Below are 16740 nucleotides of genomic sequence, written 5' to 3'. Positions count from 1 at the left end.
GTGCGTCGCCGGGTGGCCGCGTGTCTCCGGGCGCGGGGGCCCCGGGCGGGCGAGGGGGATCCCGGGCGGTCGCGCGGGGGTTTCCAGGAGGGTGCGCGGGAGTTTCCGGACAGGCGTGTGGGAGAGGATGTCCCGGTGAGGATACGGCCCATCACCCCGTCGCTGCTGGTGGAGGAACTCGCCGACCGGATCGCCGCGGCTCCCCGTGACGCCTGGGTCCGGGTGGCGTTCGACGGAGCACCCGCCGCGCGGCCGGAGGATCTCGCCGACGCGCTGGCCGGCCCGCTCCGCCTGCGCGGCAGGGAGGTGATGAGGGTGTCGGCGCGAGACTTCCTGCGCCCGGCGTCGCTGCGCCTGGAGCACGGCCGTACCGACCCGGACGCCTACTACGACGACTGGCTCGACCTCAAGGGCCTGGTGCGCGAGGTCCTCGGCCCGCTCGGCCCCGGCTCCTCGGGGCGGATCGTCCCCACGCTGTGGGACAGCGCCACCGACCGGGCCACCCGCGCGCCGTACGTCACCGTGTCGCCGGGCGGGGTGCTGCTGCTGGACGGCGGCCTGCTGCTGGGCCGGGGCCTGCCGTTCGACCTGACCGTGCACCTGTGGCTGTCGCCGGGCGCGCTGGCCCGGCGGACCGACCCCGGACTGCGGTGGACGTTGCCCGCCTACGCGCGCTATGAAGACGAGGCCGGGCCGGTGAAGAGCGCCGACGTCGTCGTCCGCGCCGACGACCCCCGGCATCCGGCGGTGGTCGAACGGTCATGACCGTGAGCGGGCCGCACCCGTGGACGCGGCCCGCTCGCGGTCGTCACCGTGAACCGGACCTTCGCGCGGGTCCCCGCGGCGGGGACCGCGAAGGGCTAGACCCCGGCGCGCGAGGGCATCATGCCCTCGGCGTAGGTCCCCTCGGTCATCTCCATGCCGTGCCCCCGGCCCTGCTCCATGCCCTCGTGGGTCTCCTCGATCCGCAGCGCGACGCCCATCGCGAAGAAGGTGGGCGCCCACTCGCCGATGAAGATGCCCCAGCGGTCGGCCCGGTCCAGCCCGGCCTTCTCCTGTGAGAGCGACACGTACCACGTCGCGAATGACAGGCCGATGGACGCGAGCCCGGCCCCGTACATCATGCTGGATTTCACGCCCATCTTGTGCAGAGCTTTGATCATTTCGTCCCCCCGATGATGGTTCGTTGTTATGGGTACCCTTCGAGGTGGCGCGTAACCGACCGCCTGCGTTGTGTCACGCCACGTCCCCGGAGAAGACGGCCCACCGGTCCCCGCGGCTCAGGACTCCCGCGACCCCGTCTGGCCCGCCTCGCCGAGCTTCCGGTTCAGCCCCTCGCGTCTGAGCTCCAGGTCGTCGGCCAGGGACTCCTGCTGCTCGGCCATGGTGATCAGCGCCGACCGCTCGACCGCGTCGGTCGGGCCGAGATCGTTCACCTGCTCACGCAGGTCGGCCGCCTCGGAACGCAGTCGCGCGATTTCCTCTTCAACCTCGTGAAGTTCGTCGTTGATGCTCATTCGGGGTCCATACCCCCGCTTCGGGGCTGAATTCCCGGTTCCGCCCGTACGCCGGACGGTCAGCCCGCGGACTCCGGGACGAGGCGGGCCAGCGCGCCGATCTCCAGCGCCACCCACAGCGCGCCGTCCGGTCCGGCCGCGATGCCGTGCGGCTCCGACGACGGGGTCGGCAGGTCGTACCCGTCGATCCGCCCGTCGGGGGTGATCCGGCCGACGCGGTTGGCGCCCCACTCGGTGAACCAGCAGTTCCCGTCCGGGCCGGCGACGATGGCGTGCGGGCGGGCGGCGCGGTCGGGGAGCGGGAACTCGTCGATCCGCCCGTCCGGAGTGATGCGCCCGATCTGACCCGCTCCGATCTCCACGAACCACATCGCGCCGTCCACCCCGGCGGTGATGCCCACCGGGGCCGCGCCCTCGGACGGCAGCCGGTGGACGGTGATGTCACCGTCCATGCCGATCCTGCCGATCGCGTTCGCCTGGTTCATCGTGAACCACAGGGCGTCGTCGGGTCCGGCGGCGATGGCCGACGGGAAGGTCCCGCGTTCCGGCAGCGGGAACTCGGTGATCTCCCCGTCCACCGTGACGCGGCCGATCCGGTCGGCGCCGGTCTCGGTGAACCACAGCGCGCCGTCGGGCCCCGCCGCGATCCCGAACGGCCCCGCCTCCGGGGTGGGCAGCGGGAACGCGGTGGCCTCCCCGCCGGTGGTGAGGCGCCCGATCCGGTGGCCGCGGTACTCGGTGAACCACAGCGCGCCGTCGGGCCCGGCGGTGATGGTCGTCGGCCCGCCCGACGCCGGGTCGAGCGGATGGGAGGTGAGCTCGCCGCCGGGAGTGATCCGGCCGATCCGGCCCTGGTGGACCAGGGTGAACCACAGCGCGCCGTCGGGTCCGGCGGTGATGCCGTACGGCCCGGCGTCCGGGCCGGACACGCGGATCTCCGTCACGGCGAAGGTCTGGTCGGATGACATCGGGGGTCCTTTCGTTCGGGGGAGCGGAGAGTGGGTCGGAGCGCGTCATGAGGCGTTCGTCACGGGGGAGGACGGGCTTCCAGGCGGACGGGGGCCCGGCGCTCAGCGGCGACGTCCTGGACCGGCTGATGGAGGGCCTTCCGCGCGGGCGGGGGCCGGCGCTCAGCGGAGGCGGCCGTCGCGGAGCTCGATCTCCTCGCCGGTGAACCGGCCGCGCAGCGCCCGGTCGTGGGAGACCAGGACGAGGGCGCCCTGGTAGGCGGCGAGCGCCTCCTCCAGCTCCTCGACGAGCCTGAGCGACAGGTGGTTGGCCGGCTCGTCCAGCAGCAGCAGGTCCGCCTCCTCCGTCATCAGGCGGGCCAGGCCGAGCCGGCGCCGCTGGCCGACCGAGAGGGCCCCGACCGGCGTCGCGAGCTGCTCGGGCCGGAACAGTCCCATCGACAGCAGCCGCGCCCGGTGCTCCTCGGGGTGGCCGGGCCGCCCCTCGGCGAACGCGACGAGGAGCGGGCGCTCCGGCCGGTCGAAGGACGACTCCTGCGGCAGGTAACCGATCCGGCCGCGGCGCCGTACGGTGCCCTCGTCGGGCTCGGTGACGCCGGCGATCAGCCGCAGGAGCGTGGACTTGCCCGCGCCGTTCGGGCCGTGGACCAGCAGCCGCCGGCCCGGCCCGATGGTCAGGGAGCCGACGTGGAGCCGGTCGGCCACCCGTACGGCCCGCAGCTCGGCGATCGCGCCGCCCGCCGCATCGGCCGTCGGGTCGGCTGCCGGGCCGCTCGCCGTACCGTCCGACGGGCCGCTCACCGGGCCGCCCGCCGTACCGTCCGCCGTGTCGTTCACCGTGCCGTCCGCCGCGCCCGAGGCGGGGACACCCCCGAAGCGCAGGGGGTCGGGCGGTCTGGGAACCGCGTTCTCGTGGAGCCGCCGCAGGCGTTCGGCGCCCTGGCGGACCCGGCCGGCGATCGAGCTCTGCACCCGGCCGGCGTCGCGGTCGTAGGCCATCTTGTTGTTGTCCTTCATGGCGCGGCCGTGGGCGACGCGGTGCGCGGTGACGGAGGCGAACTCCTCGGCCCGCCGTACCTCCTCGCACCAGTCGGCGTACGCCTGCTCCCAGCGCCGCCGGGCCGCGGCCTGCTCCGCCAGGAAACCGGTGTAGCCGCCACCGAAGCGGGTCACCCCGCCGTCCTCGACCTCCAGGATCGCGGTGGCCACCCGGTCGAGGAAGAGACGGTCGTGCGACACGGCGACCACCGTGCCCCTGTGGGACCGAAGCCGCTCCTCCAGCCAGTGCGTGGCGGCGGCGTCGAGGTGGTTGGTCGGCTCGTCGAGCAGCAGGACCTCCGGGGAGGCCGCCAGCAGGCAGGCCAGGGCGAGGCGGGCCCGCTCGCCACCGGACAGGCCGCCCAGCCGCCGGTCGCGCCCGACGTGGCCGATCCCGAGACCGTGCATGGACTTGTCGACGCGGGCGTCGGCCTCGTAACCGCCGCGCGCCTCGTAGGCGTCGAGCAGGTCGCCGTACTCGGCCAGCCGGTCCCCGGTGAGGTCGGCGGCCAGCTCGCGCATCCGCCGCTCCATGTCGCGCAGGTCGGCGAGCGCGGCGTCGACGGCGTCCTGGACGGTGTGGTCGTCCGGCAGGTCGAGGGTCTGGGCGAGGTGGCCGATCCCGCCGCCGGCGACGACGGTGATCTCACCGTCGTCCGGGGGCTCGACGCCGGCGATCAGCCGCAGCAGCGTGGACTTGCCGGAGCCGTTCTCCCCGACGATCCCGGCGTGCTCGCCGGGCCGGACGGTGAAGGAGACGTGGTCAAGAACCGGCCGGTCGCCGTACGCCTTGGAAACGTCGTGAAGGGAGAGTTGGGTGGACAGGGTTTTCCTCCGGAAGACGGGATGAACGGGTCGTCGCGGTGTCCGGCGGGATGCCCATGGCTGCTGCCCTCCCTGGTCGCTGTGTCAAGTCTTAACGCAACTAGTTGCGTTAAGATGGAGTATGCCCGACACGACGCGGAACGGGCAAACGGATAACGGGAGGGATCGTGGATTCCGGTGGGACGACCCGGCCGGGCGGGCGCGCCGCGCGGGTGCGCGAGGCCGTACGGCAGGCGACCATCGCCGAGCTGGGCGAGAAGGGGTTCGACGGGCTGACCGTGGAGGGCGTCGCCGCGCGCGCCGGCGTCCACAAGACGACGGTCTACCGGCGCTGGGGCGGTGTGGAGGGGCTCGCCGCCGACGCCCTCGACCTCGCGGGCGGCGAGCCCTGGCCCGTCCCCGACACCGGCTCGATCCAGGGTGACCTGCGGGCGCTCGCCCGCCTGGTGGTGTCCGGGTTCGCCGATCCGGAGCTGGGGCCGGTCTCGACCGCGTTCATCGCGGCCGCCATGCGCAACGCGCCCACGGCGCGGGCGCTGCGCGCGTTCTTCGCCGGCCGCCACGAGCAGTCGGCCGTCCTCGTCACCCGGGCGGTCGAGCGCGGCGAGCTGCCGGCGGGCACCGACCCCGCCGAGGTGGTGCGGATCGCCGTCGCGCCGCTGTACTACCGGCTGTTCGTCAGCGGTGAGCCGGTGGACGAGACGATCGCCGACCGGGCGGCCGACGCCGCCCTGGCCGCCGCCCGGGCCGGGATCCTCCGCGCGTCCCGGGCCCCCGACGATCCCGCCTGAGTTCGCGGGGCACGGGTCTCCGGGACACGACTCGTTCCCCGCGCCCGCCCCCGCGCCGGGATGCGCGGTCTCCTTCGCGGTCCCTTCGCGATCTCCTCCATGCCGGAGCGCGGCGGCCGGCCCGTGGGCGTCCGGCGGCCGGCCGTCAGCCCGCGAACATCCAGCGGGGCGCCTCGCCGCGGATCAGGAGGAGTTCCCGCATCGCACGGGTCGCCCCGGTCCGCCGCGACAGCTCGAGCGCCGCGCGGGCCGTCGCGGCCGACCGCTCGTCCTCGTGCGCGTCGGCGTAGGCGTGGGCCAGGCGTGCCATGGCGTACGCCGTCACGTATCCGGCCGGGGCGCCGGGCAGCTCCCGCTCCAGCACCTCGATCGCGTCGGCGGGATGGTGCAGGTCGATGAGGCAGCCGGCGGCCAGCGCGCCGCCCAGCCCGGCGGGGTACTCGATCGGACGGAGCCGGTCGTCGTCCGGCGTCCCGGGTTCCGGACGGGCCGCCCCCTCCACCCCGGACCGTGACGCCCCGAGCGTCTCGGACGTCCCGGCCGCCGATGCCCCCGGCGTCTCCGGCGTTCCCGCGGCCGCCTCCTCCGCGCACTCCTCAAGACAGCGGTGGCACAGGTCCTCCTCGCCCGCCATGGCGTGCCCCTGCGCCTCGTGCCTGCGGGCCGTCGCGGCCGGCGGCTCGGCCGGGGTGACGTGCTCGCGCGCGGCGACGGCCAGTCCGATCACCTCCCCGGGGTCGCCCCGGGACTCCTCCAGCCCGGCCCGGTGGGCGAGCGCGTACGCCACCAGCCGCTCGTCACCGGCCTCCCGTGCGGCCCGCAGGGCGCGATCCGACCAGGTCAGCGCCGCCTCCGGGTCGCCGGCCTCGCAGTACATCCGGCTGACCAGGTCGGCGTCCTGCGAGCTGAGCCGCAGCAGGGAACGGCGGACGGCCGGGCCCGCGTCGCGGCGCAGCCCCTGGATCGCGCCGAAGACCGGGGCCAGGGCGCCGACCAGGCCCGCGGGGCGCATGTCCGTGCGGGTGTAGGCGTCGAGCACGACCTCGAAATAGGCGACCGTACGGTCGTCGGCCCGTGCCGGGTCCTCGATCGCCCGGCCGGTCCGCTCCTCGTCGTCGGGTGAGAACCGCTCGGGCATCAGCGGCACGCCCGTCAGGTGGTGCCAGAGCGTCGTGCCGGCCGCCTCCCCGCCGAACAGGCCCCTCTCGCCGGTCTCGTCGGTGCCGAACGCCCGGCACAGCCACTCCGCGCACATCTCGTCCGGCCGCTCCCCGGCCTCCCAGGAGGCGACCATCCCGGCCATTCCATCCGGGCCGGGCAGGCGGTCGCGGCCGGCGTCCCCCGCGGCCTCGGCGACCCGTTCCCCGAGCTCTCTCCGGCTCCACAGGTGGGCCCGCCGTCGCGCACGCAGCCGGGCGGCCCAGAGGGGAGTGTCGATGGTGATCATTGCCGTGTCCTCTCGGCGTGTGGGCGCTCGCGCCCCGTCCACTCCCGGACAACCGTTCCCATTCTCCTCCGCCGCAGGTCACCGCGTCGCCCCGGGGACCCCAATAACTCCGGCAACGTCCTTGGGCGTGTCTTGGGGCTTCCCGGCCCGGACGCCGGACCCGGCGCGGCGCCCCGCCCGGTCTCGGGGCGGTGCGGAGGCGAAAGTCAAGAATGGATAACCGATCTGTCATCTCCACTTGTCAAAGCGAGGCGGCGACCTGACATTCTGAGCACGACCCCCGACAGGGGAGCACCCCCCAGGAGAGCAGATGCACACCCTCCGTCGCGCCCTCACCCTCCTCACGGCCGTGATGCTCGCGTTCATCCCGGCCCTGACCCTGGCGAACGCCTCGCAGGCCGCCCAGGCCCCCGGAGTCATGGCCTCGATGGGCGACTCCATCACCCGCGGTTTCAACGCCTGCGGCTACTACCTCGACTGCGCGTCCAGGTCGTGGTCCACCGGGTCCAGCACGTCCGTCAACAGCCACTACCTGCGCCTGCGCGCCACCAACCCGTCTCTCGTCGCCTACAACGACGCCAAGACGGGCGCCAAGGTCGCCGACATGGCCGGCCAGGCCCAGCAGGCCGTCTCCCAGAACGCCGGCTACGTGACGATCCTCATCGGGGCCAACGACGCCTGCACGTCGTCGGAGTCCACCATGACGTCGGTCGCCGACTTCGAGGCGAGATTCCGTACGGCGATGCAGACGCTCGCCACCGGTCTGCCCAACGCGTCGATCTTCGTCGCCACCATCCCCGACATCAAGCGGCTGTGGGAGGCGGGCAAGGGCAGCTCGTCGGCCCGGGCGGCCTGGTCGGCCTTCGGCATCTGCAAGTCGATGCTGGCCAACCCGCTGTCCACCGCCCAGGCCGACGCCGACCGGCGTGACCGGGTACGGCAGCGCGTCGTCGACTTCAACAACGTCCTGACGCGGGTCTGCTCCGAGCGGGCCAACTGCCGGCACGACGGCGGCGCCGTCTTCTCCTACCCCTTCACGCTGTCGCAGCTGAGCACCTGGGACTACTTCCACCCCAACACCGGCGGCCAGGCCGTCCTGTCCGAGGTCACCTACGGGGCGACCGGCTTCCTGCTCTGACCCGCCGGACCCGGCGTCCGTGCCGCCGGGCCCGGGTCCGGCCCCCGTGCCCGGTCCGGCACCCGCACCCCTGACCCGGGTGCCGGACCCGGCGGGACGGGGGCCCGCGGGAAAGGCCCTACCCTTCCCTCATGGTCGCCGCCCTGGAGCTCTATCTCGATCCCGCCGCCGAGAAACGCATCAGGACGCTGTGGGACGCGCTGGCGAGGGCGGGCGTGCCGTCGATGCGCGACCTGCTCAGCGGCCGGCACCGTCCCCACGTCTCGCTGATCGGCGCTCCCCGGCTCGACGGCCCCGCGGTCGTCGCGGCGCTGCGGGACATGCGGGTGGCGGCGCCGTTCGAGCTGCGCTTCGACTTCGTCGGGCAGTTCCTGGGCCGGGTGCTCTGGCTCGGCCCGGTCCCGACGCCGGAACTGCTCGCCCACCACGCGGCGGTGCACGAACGGCTCGGCCGGGCCGGGATCGACGGCTTCGACGTCTATCTGCCCGGTCGCTGGGTGCCGCACTGCACGCTGTCCATGCGGGTGCCCAGCCCGATGTTCGTGGACGCGATCCGGCTGTGCATGGACGTGCTGCCGATCGAGGCGACCGTGGTCGGCGCCGCCGTCGCCGACCACGCTCGCGACTCCTTCATCCCCCTGGCCTGAGTGATCTCCCCGTCCTGACCGCCCCTTTGGGGGGCGGCCGGGCTACCAGGTCACGGGCAGGCCGGTGAGGCCGCCGGTCAGGGCGTTCGGACGAGCCTGGATCTCCTCCATGGGCACCGCCAGGGCCAGGGTGGGGAAGCGCCGGAACAGCGTGCCGAACACCGTCCGCAGCTCCACCCGGGCCAGGCTCGCCCCGATGCAGAAGTGCGGGCCGTAGCCGAACCCGACGTGCGGCTCGCCGGTGGGGCGGCGCAGATCGAACCGGTCGGGATCCGGGAAGGCCCGCTCGTCGCGGTTGGCCGACTGGATGGAGACGACCACCGCCTCACCGGGCTCGACGGCCACGCCGCCGACGGTGACCGGCTCCTGGGCGTAGCGGGGCAGGCCGTGGTCGCTCGGCGCGGCCAGGCGCAGGATCTCCTCCACCGCCGCGTCCGCCAGCGACGGGTCGGCGACCAGGGCGTCCCGCTGCTCGGGGTTGGCCAGCAGCAGGAGCACGCCGTAGTCGATCCGGCTGACGGTGGTCTCGTGGCCCGCGAACAGCAGCCCTCCCGCGAGCTTGGCGGCCTCCTCGTCGGAGGCGTCCATGGTGGCCAGGTCGGAGAAGACGTCCTCGGCCGGGCGCGCCCGCTTCTCGGCGAGGATCCCCCCGGTGTATTCGGTCATGGCGTCCATCGCCGCCTGGGCCCGCACCGGGTCGCCCAGCATCCCCATCTCGTCGGCCAGCTTCCTGAAGTGGTCGCGGTCCTCGTACGGCACGCCGAGCAGCTCGCAGATCACCAGAATGGGCAGCGGGACGGAGAACCCCTCGTGCAGGTCGACCGGCTTCGGCAGCTCGGCCAGGCGATCGAGGAGCCCGTCGACGAGCTCCTGGACGCGCGGCCGCATGGCGCCCATCCGGCGGGCGGAGAAGGCCGGGGTGAGCATCCGGCGCATCCGCTGGTGCCGGGACTTCTCGGTCTCGATCTCGTCGCGCGGGCCGCCGAACAGCACCGAGTCCGAGATCCGGGAGGAGCGCTCCGGATCGGGGGACGAGCGGCCCAGGCGCGGGTCGGAGAGGGCCTGCCGGGCCTCCTCATAACCGGAGACCAGCCACGCCGGGTCGCCCACGTAGGTGCGGACCCGCGCCACCGGCTCGGTGGCGCGCAGCTCCCGGTACGTGTCGGGCAGGTCGAGCAGGCTCTCCCGCTCGAACGGCATCCTCTTCTCCATGCGGAACGTACCCCCCGGTACTCGCGGTCGGATTCTCTTCGACCGTTACATGCCCGGGCGGACGCGGCAAGGGCAGGGAATCGGTTCACCGGGGGCGTGGCGGCCCGGCGCACACGTCACGACCGGCGAAATCGTCACAGCGGAAGCGCACAGAAATGCCAGAATATTTCTCTGTTATTGCGGTTGACCGTTGATCATCACGACCTTAACGTCCGAATTGTGCGAGGGCCGCCGGAAGCCGGCGGCCTTCCTCCATGGCTGTCCGCGAGGCCCCCCGGTAGCCGCATCGAGCCGGGTACGGCCCGCGCCGCAGCACGGCACGATGAGGAGGAGAAGTGGCGGAATCTGTGAGAGCCCGGGGCCTGCTCGGTGAGCTGGCCGCCGAGTTCGCGGGAACCATGATCCTTATCCTGTTCGGAACCGGAGTCGTCGCCCAGGTCGTCGCGGGCGGGATCGGCGACCACGACAGCATCGCCTGGGCCTGGGGCCTGGGCGTCACCCTCGGCGTCTATGTGGCTGCCCGGATCAGCGGGGCGCACCTCAACCCCGCCGTCACCGTCGCGCTCGCCGCGTTCAAGGGCTTCCCCTGGCGCAAGGTGCTCCCCTACTCGCTGGCGCAGACCGCGGGCGCGTTCGTCGCCGCGCTGGTCGTGCGGTGGAACTACACCGAGGTGTTGCACGCCGCCGACCCGGGACTGACCATCAAGACACAGGGCGTCTTCTCGACGCTGCCCGGCAACGGCACCCTGCCCGTGGGCACCTGGGGCGCCCTCCGCGACCAGGTGATCGGCACCGCGATCCTGCTCCTGCTCGTGCTCGCCGTCTCCGACCTGCGCAACTCCGCGCCCGCGGCGAACCTCGCGCCCTTCGTGGTGGGCCTGATCGTGGTGGCGATCGGCATGGCCTGGGGCACCGACGCAGGCTACGCCATCAACCCCGCCCGCGACTTCGGGCCGCGCCTGGCCTCCTTCCTCACCGGCTACGAGACCGCCTGGCAGGACCAGTACGGCCGGCTCTACTTCTGGGTGCCGATCGTGGGCCCGCTGATCGGAGGGTTGCTCGGCGCGGGCCTCTACCAGATCATGGTGGCCCGGTTCCTGCCGCCCGGCGAGGAGCCCGAGGCGGGCCGGGTGCCGGTGCCGGCCGACGAGCCCGGGGCGGGCCGGGTGCCGGCCGACAGCGAGGCCGCCTGACACCTGCCTGACGTCCGTCCGGGGACCGTACACGAGACCGGCCGGGAGACCGTGCGCGAGCCGCTCCGCGAGCCGCCCCGCAAGCCGCCGGACCGCAGAGGCCCCGGCGGGTCAACTGAGCGCCAAAGGAGACACGACCCTCATGCCTGACTTCGTCGGAGCAGTCGACCAGGGGACGACGAGCACCCGATTCATGATCTTCGACCACGGCGGCAACGAGATCGCCCGCCACCAGCTCGAACACGAGCAGATCCTGCCCCGGGCCGGCTGGGTCGAGCACGACCCGGTGGAGATCTGGGAACGCACCCGCTCGGTGGTCCAGACGGCCCTCAACAGGGCGAACCTGTCCGCCTCCGACCTGGCCGCCCTGGGGATCACCAACCAGCGCGAGACCGCGGTGGTGTGGAACCGGCGCACCGGCCGGCCGTACCACAACGCGATCGTCTGGCAGGACACCCGCACCGACCGCATCGCCTCGGCCCTGGACCGCGACGGCCGCGGCGACGTCATCCGCCGCAAGGCCGGCCTGCCCCCCGCCACCTACTTCTCCGGCGGCAAGATCCAGTGGATCCTGGAGAACGTCGACGGCGTCCGCCAGGCCGCCGAGGACGGCGAGGCGATCTTCGGCAACACCGACACCTGGCTGCTGTGGAACCTCACCGGCGGCACCGACGGCGGCGTCCACGTCACCGACCCCACCAACGCCAGCCGCACCATGCTCATGGACCTCGAAACGCTGGAGTGGGACGACGAGCTGCTGTCGTTCTTCGGCATCCCCCGCGCCATGCTGCCGAAGATCCTCCCTTCCTCGCATCCGGGCCTGTACGGCACGACCCGGCCCGACGGCCCGTTCGGCGGGGAGGTCGGGATCTCCGGTGACCTCGGTGACCAGCAGGCCGCCACGGTCGGTCAGGTCTGCTTCTCCCCGGGGGAGGCCAAGAACACCTACGGCACCGGCAACTTCCTGCTGCTCAACACCGGCCACGAACCGGTCCGCTCCAAGAGCGGCCTGCTGACCACCGTCTGCTACCGCTTCGGGGCGGACCGGCCGGTGTACGCGCTGGAGGGGTCGATCGCGGTGACCGGCTCGGCGGTGCAGTGGCTGCGCGACCAGCTCGGCGTCATCTCCGGGGCGGCGCAGAGCGAGGCGCTGGCCCGGCAGGTCGAGGACAACGGCGGGGTGTACTTCGTGCCGGCGTTCTCCGGCCTGTTCGCCCCCTACTGGCGCTCCGACGCCCGCGGCGCGATCGTCGGGCTGTCACGGTACAACACCAACGCCCACCTGGCCCGGGCCACGCTGGAGGCGATCTGCTACCAGAGCCGCGACGTGGTCGAGGCGATGCGGCAGGACTCCGGCGTCACCCTGGACGTGCTGCGGGTCGACGGCGGCGTCACCGCCAACGACCTGTGCATGCAGATCCAGGCCGACGTGCTGGGCGTGCCCGTCTCCAAGCCGGTCGTCGCCGAGACCACCGCCCTGGGCGCCGCCTACGCCGCCGGGCTCGCCGTCGGGTTCTGGAAGTCCACCGAGGAGCTCAAGCAGAACTGGAACGAGGACCGGCGCTGGGAGCCGCGGTGGTCCGACGAGCAGCGGGCCGAGGGCTACGCCGGCTGGAAGAAGGCGGTGAACCGTACCCTCGACTGGGTGGACGTGTCCTGACGCGCTCCCCGGCGGAACCGGAGCGCCGGCCGGCGCTCCGGTGGCCGCGTCCTTTCCCGGACAGGCAGGCTCAGGCCGTCCGGGGCGTGCCGGCCGGGCTGGCCGGGCGGAACCGTACCGGCAGCCGGTCCAGGCAGATGTGCCGGCCGTTCTCGTAGTAGCGGCGGGTCTCGCCCGCGAGCTCGTAGTCCGGGTGGCGGGCGAGCTCACGCAGGACGGCGAGGAACTCCACGCGGGCCAGGTGGGCGCCGAGGCAGAAGTGGATGCCGTGGCCGAAGGTCAGGTGCCGGTTCGGCGTCCGGTCCAGCCGGAACTCCTCCGGCGAGGGGAAGGCCCGCGGGTCGCGGTTGGCCGCGCCGGTCAGCAGGACGACCCGCGACCCGCGCGGGATGACGACCCCGCCGACCTCGACGTCCCTCGTGGTCAGCCGGGTGCCGTGGTCGACCGGCGTCCACAGCCGCAGCGCCTCCTCCACCGCCGCGGGCATCAGGTGCGGCTCGGCGCGCAGCCGGTCCTGCAGGCCGGGGTGCGCCGCCAGGTGCCGCAGCAGGTGCGCCAGGGTGTTCATGGAGGTCTCGTGGCCGGCGATGGCGTAGGCGACCAGCATGACGTGCAGCTCGGCGTCGGTGACCGGGCGGCCGTCGATCTCCTCGCGGACCAGGGCGGCAAGGTGGTCGCCGCCGGACCGGGCGCGGGCCCGGCGGATCTCCGACTGGAACAGCTCGGCGAACGCCGGCCAGAAGCCGCCCGCGTCGCCGTCCCTGGGCATCCGCGCCCAGGTGTTGCTGGTCAGGTCGCGGATGCGGTCACGCGCGTCCGCCGAGAAGCCGACGGCGAGCGACACCACCGCCAGCGGCAGCGGTACGGCGAGCTCGCGCACCAGGTCCCCACCGCCCCGCGCGACGACGGGCCGTACGGCGCGGGCGACCAGGACGGCGATCTCCGGCGCCAGCCGCCGGGCCTCGGGCAGCAGCAGCGGAGGCTTCATCAGGGCGCGGAAACGGGTGTGCTCCGGCGGGTCGTACTCCAGGGGCGCGAACGGCGGGGTTCCCTCGGCGCGCGGGAAGAAGACCCCGGAGGCCGAGCTGAACGTGTCGTGGTCCCGGAGCGCGGCGCGGACATCGTCATAGCGGGACAGGATCCACATCCCGCCGTGGGCGCGGGAGTACGCGACCGGCGTCGTCTCCCGGATCTCCCGGTGGACCAGGCACGCCAGGTCGGGTGTGAGCTCGGGGTCGTGGTGGTCGAAGTCGGCGGCCAGTCGTTCGACGGCCCGCCGTTCGGCGGCCCGCCGGTCGTCGTCCACCGGCCCGCCGCTCCCCGGAGTCCCGTCCGCCGGGTCCCCGGCTGTCGGGCCGTCGCTCCCCGGCCCGTTCGCCGGGCCGTTCACCGGACCGTTCGCCGTCGCCTGGACGCCGCGCGTGCCCGTCATGACCGCCCCCAGGGCTCCGCCCGCCGGTCCAGGTGACCGAGGGGATGGACGTCGCCGGGGGAGCAGCTCTCGTCGACGATCCACTTGACCATGCGGCGGACCGGCTCCATGGCGTCCTGGGGCACGTCCGGCCGGAAGCGGGTGGCGTAGCCGAGCGAGACCAGGCGCTGCACGCCGTACAGCGGGAGGAGGTCGCGCAGCCGCCGCTTGAGCGACTCGGGATAGACGCCGACCGTCTGGGTGTAGGCGTTCATGGCCTTCAGCGCGTCCCGCGGCGAGGCCACCGGCACGACGTTGGCCACCCGGCCCGACAGGGCGGTGTGGAAGTCGACCGGCTCGGCCACCCGGGAGACGACCACCGCCCCCGCGTCGTCGTGGCCGCCGATGACGCGGTACCAGTCGGGGCTGGTCCGCAACGCCCGCAGCGACGCCCGCAGCTCCGGGTCGAACCACCGGGCCGGGGTGCTCACCGCGGCGGGCAGCCGCAGGATCTCCCGGTGGAGCAGCTCCCCCCAGTGCTCGGCGCGCTCCAGGCCCGCGGCGTCGAGGCCGGTGACGACGTGGACGACGCGGGCGTTGAAGCAGCCGAGCTGGTTCAGCGCGCCGACGTCCACGGCGGCCAGCCGGGCCGTCTCGGCCATGCTCGCCTCGTCGGCGAACGCCTCCGCGCCGACGATCGTGGCGCTGAGCTTCGGGTCGAGGGTGACCAGCTCCACGCCCGGCTGGATGTAGCGGGTGACGTGCCGGACGGACGCGAGCCCGCCCCACGCCACGATCTTGTCGATGTTGCCGGGCTGGTAGAGGCGGTCCTCGACGGCGGCGCCGCCGCCCTTCCAGTAGGCGACGGCCAGGTGCCGGGTGAGCGGGTGGCCGGGCGCCGTCTCCGCCATCGTCCGGGCGACGGCCACCGCGGTGAGCGGGTCGTTGGCCGGGGTCTTGATCACGGCGTCGCCGCGCACGAGGGCGTTCCGGATGATCGTGATGGCCGCGATGATCGGATTGTTGCCCGCGATGATGTGCACGGCGCGGGCCCCGACGGCCCGCACCGCCGCGGTCCCGCCGCCGGGCGAGGCCACCTCCTGCCAGCCGTCCAGGAACCGGGAGCCCACCGTCCCCTCGGCGACCGCGCGGACGGCCTCGGGCGTGAACAGCGACGGGAGCTGCTCGTAGCAGGCCGCCAGGACCGGCGGCGTCATGTCGGACCACGCCGTCGAGTGCTCCAGCGCCTCCCGCAGGAAGCCGTTCACCGAGAGGCGGAGCCGCGGCCCCAGTTCGGCGAGGTAGTCCACGACGTCGGAGGTGGTGACCTCGGCCAGGTCGCGCATGCGCAGCGGGTCGGTCAGCGGCAGCCGGTCCAGCAGGGCCACCGGGTCGGGCGCGCGGAACGCGCACGCCTCGCCGGTCCCGCCGAAGGCGACGGGGTCGTCCCAGACCGTCTCGCCCCGGACGAACGCCGGGATCGTCGGCGCGCCCATCAGAGCAGCGCCCCGTTGAGGAAGTCCAGCGCGTCGTTGAGCGCCTCCGGGGTCGCCGCGCAGGTGATCTTGTCGTCCCCCCGCCGGTCGCTGTAGCGGCCGATGTCCGTGGCCAGGTGGGGGGTGGTGCGCCCGCAGCCGCACGGCGACCAGTCGACGGTGACCTCGTCGCCGGAGACGAAACCGCCCCAGCAGACGTCGGCCAGCAGGTCGAAGAACGCGGCCCGGCCGGTCCGCGTCCCCTCGCGGGGCAGCGGGGCTCCGGTATCGGGGTCCAGGACGTACAGGACCACCCACGGCTCGATGTGGTAGCGGCCGCGCGGGCAGATCAGGTTGAGCGCGATGACCTCCGCCATCGCGTAGCAGTACCGCAGGGCCGGAACCCCGGCGAACCGCTCGACGTCCCTCGCCCAGTCGGCGGGCAGGGCCGTGCCCTTCGCGCCGCCGCCCGGGAAGATCACCGAGTCCGGGGCGAAGACGCCCTCGATGCCGCGGGCGAGCCCGGCCGTGGCCATCTCGTGGTAGGTGGCCCAGAGGCTGAGCGAGACGACCCGCCGCCCGGCGAGGCGCTCGGCCAGCTCCTCGACGTACCGGCCCATCCCGGCCGCGGCGGCCCGCTGCGCCTCCTCGAACTCCGCGCGGCGCTCCCGGAGCGTCGCCGGGATCTCCATGCGGCCGGCCTCGCCCCGGGCGGCCGCGGCCCGCAGCCGGGCGGCGAGGAACATCACGTCGGCGCTGAGCGGCCCCGGATGGGCGCTGTGGAACCGGTCCGGCGAGCCCGCGATCCGCTCCGCCATGGCGGCGGCGTGCCGGTCGATGCCGCTGCGGCCCGTGCGGAACCCGGGCCAGACGACGTCGAGCCGCTCCCCGCTCCGCTCCGGGCCGGGGAGGACCTCCAGCCGCACGATGTCGTAGAGCCCGGTGTACTGCTCGCGCGTGTGCGGGATGAACGACATCGTGCCCGAGGTGCCGGAGGAGTGGGCCAGGCGCAACTCGGTCCGGCCGTCCAGCAGGTCGAGCCACCCGTCGATGGAGTCGCACCCGGAGACGTCGAGGCCGGACAGGTCGACGGTGACGAGCCGCGACAGCCAGGTCGTCAGCCGGTCGAACCTGCCCTCCAGCAGCAGCGACGCCGGATACGACTTGTAGATCGTGTGCGGGAACAGCAGCGGGGCCGCGTCGTCGAGCCGGGTGATCCCGTCGATGCCCTGCTCGTCGGCCATCGCGCGGAGCACCGGCAGCCGGTCGCGCAGCTCGGCGAAGCGCAGCCGCAGCGCCGCGAGCTGGAGGGCGGCGAGGTCGTGCGAGGGCATGGTGTGCATGGCGTGGCGCGAGCCGCCGAAGAACTCCATCGGGTCGTCCGCGAAGAGGCGGACATCGGGTCCGGTGATCATGTT

At 73.8% G+C, this 16740-nt stretch carries 15 protein-coding genes; 6 read left to right on the top strand and 9 right to left on the bottom strand.

Features of this window, described 5'->3' with window-relative positions; genetic code table 11:
* Window positions 1-135: 135 nt before the first annotated feature.
* Entirely contained in the window at window positions 136-765 is a 630-nt protein-coding gene (locus ACQP10_RS29585; protein ID WP_433540100.1) for a uridine kinase, read from the top strand.
* A 95-nt stretch (window positions 766-860) separates the two neighbouring features.
* Here ACQP10_RS29585 and ACQP10_RS29580 read toward each other — a convergent pair whose 3' ends face one another.
* The 4 genes from ACQP10_RS29580 to ACQP10_RS29565 form a co-directional block, all read right to left on the bottom strand.
* On the bottom strand, window positions 861-1163 hold the full coding sequence (locus tag ACQP10_RS29580; RefSeq protein WP_179824158.1) for a hypothetical protein: 303 nt from the start codon (window positions 1161-1163) through the stop codon (window positions 861-863).
* A 117-nt stretch (window positions 1164-1280) separates the two neighbouring features.
* Entirely contained in the window at window positions 1281-1517 is a 237-nt protein-coding gene (locus ACQP10_RS29575) for a hypothetical protein (protein ID WP_179824156.1), read from the bottom strand.
* 59 nt (window positions 1518-1576) lie between these two features.
* Window positions 1577-2485: a Vgb family protein gene (locus ACQP10_RS29570; protein WP_399500085.1), complete on the bottom strand. Its 909-nt coding sequence runs from the start codon at window positions 2483-2485 to the stop codon at window positions 1577-1579.
* Between the two features lie 162 nt (window positions 2486-2647).
* On the bottom strand, window positions 2648-4348 hold the full coding sequence (locus ACQP10_RS29565) for an ABC-F family ATP-binding cassette domain-containing protein (protein WP_433541955.1): 1701 nt from the start codon (window positions 4346-4348) through the stop codon (window positions 2648-2650).
* Window positions 4349-4515: 167 nt separating this feature from the next.
* Here ACQP10_RS29565 and ACQP10_RS29560 point away from each other — a divergent pair, with 167 nt between their 5' ends.
* Window positions 4516-5139, top strand: a complete 624-nt coding sequence (locus tag ACQP10_RS29560; RefSeq protein WP_399500084.1) for a TetR/AcrR family transcriptional regulator — start codon at window positions 4516-4518, stop codon at window positions 5137-5139.
* Window positions 5140-5284: 145 nt separating this feature from the next.
* Here the strand turns inward: ACQP10_RS29560 and ACQP10_RS29555 are convergent, their stop codons facing one another.
* Complete coding sequence (locus tag ACQP10_RS29555; RefSeq protein WP_433540099.1) at window positions 5285-6586, bottom strand: hypothetical protein; 1302 nt, start codon at window positions 6584-6586, stop codon at window positions 5285-5287.
* A 310-nt stretch (window positions 6587-6896) separates the two neighbouring features.
* Here ACQP10_RS29555 and ACQP10_RS29550 point away from each other — a divergent pair, with 310 nt between their 5' ends.
* Window positions 6897-7724, top strand: a complete 828-nt coding sequence (locus ACQP10_RS29550; RefSeq protein WP_346019522.1) for an SGNH/GDSL hydrolase family protein — start codon at window positions 6897-6899, stop codon at window positions 7722-7724.
* Between the two features lie 131 nt (window positions 7725-7855).
* Entirely contained in the window at window positions 7856-8371 is a 516-nt protein-coding gene (locus tag ACQP10_RS29545; protein WP_346019523.1) for a 2'-5' RNA ligase family protein, read from the top strand.
* Between the two features lie 42 nt (window positions 8372-8413).
* Here ACQP10_RS29545 and ACQP10_RS29540 read toward each other — a convergent pair whose 3' ends face one another.
* On the bottom strand, window positions 8414-9571 hold the full coding sequence (locus ACQP10_RS29540; protein ID WP_346019524.1) for a cytochrome P450: 1158 nt from the start codon (window positions 9569-9571) through the stop codon (window positions 8414-8416).
* Window positions 9572-9918: 347 nt separating this feature from the next.
* Between ACQP10_RS29540 and ACQP10_RS29535 the strand changes: the two genes are divergently transcribed.
* Complete coding sequence (locus tag ACQP10_RS29535; RefSeq protein ID WP_179824144.1) at window positions 9919-10776, top strand: MIP/aquaporin family protein; 858 nt, start codon at window positions 9919-9921, stop codon at window positions 10774-10776.
* 142 nt (window positions 10777-10918) lie between these two features.
* Window positions 10919-12436 (top strand): glycerol kinase GlpK, encoded by a 1518-nt coding sequence (gene glpK / locus ACQP10_RS29530; RefSeq protein ID WP_346019526.1) that lies wholly within the window; start codon window positions 10919-10921, stop codon window positions 12434-12436.
* A 70-nt stretch (window positions 12437-12506) separates the two neighbouring features.
* Here the strand turns inward: glpK and ACQP10_RS29525 are convergent, their stop codons facing one another.
* From ACQP10_RS29525 to ACQP10_RS29515, 3 genes are read right to left on the bottom strand one after another with little or no spacing between them, the layout of a single operon-like run.
* Window positions 12507-13868 carry a cytochrome P450 gene (locus tag ACQP10_RS29525; RefSeq protein WP_433540098.1) on the bottom strand — a complete coding sequence of 454 codons (1362 nt, stop codon included), beginning with the start codon at window positions 13866-13868 and terminating at the stop codon, window positions 12507-12509.
* A complete protein-coding gene (locus ACQP10_RS29520) occupies window positions 13865-15343 on the bottom strand; it encodes an acyl-CoA reductase (RefSeq protein WP_399500081.1) in 1479 nt (492 codons plus the stop codon). Before ACQP10_RS29520 ends, ACQP10_RS29525 begins: the two co-directional genes overlap by 4 nt.
* Window positions 15343-16737, bottom strand: a complete 1395-nt coding sequence (locus tag ACQP10_RS29515; protein ID WP_346019529.1) for a hypothetical protein — start codon at window positions 16735-16737, stop codon at window positions 15343-15345. The genes ACQP10_RS29520 and ACQP10_RS29515 overlap by 1 nt, the downstream gene beginning before the upstream one ends.
* Between the last annotated feature and the right edge of the window lie 3 nt (window positions 16738-16740).

The sequence above is a fragment of the Streptosporangium sandarakinum genome (genome assembly GCF_050942225.1).
GTDB lineage: Bacteria > Actinomycetota > Actinomycetes > Streptosporangiales > Streptosporangiaceae > Streptosporangium > Streptosporangium nondiastaticum.
This window is presented reverse-complemented; position numbering and strand designations above follow the sequence as displayed.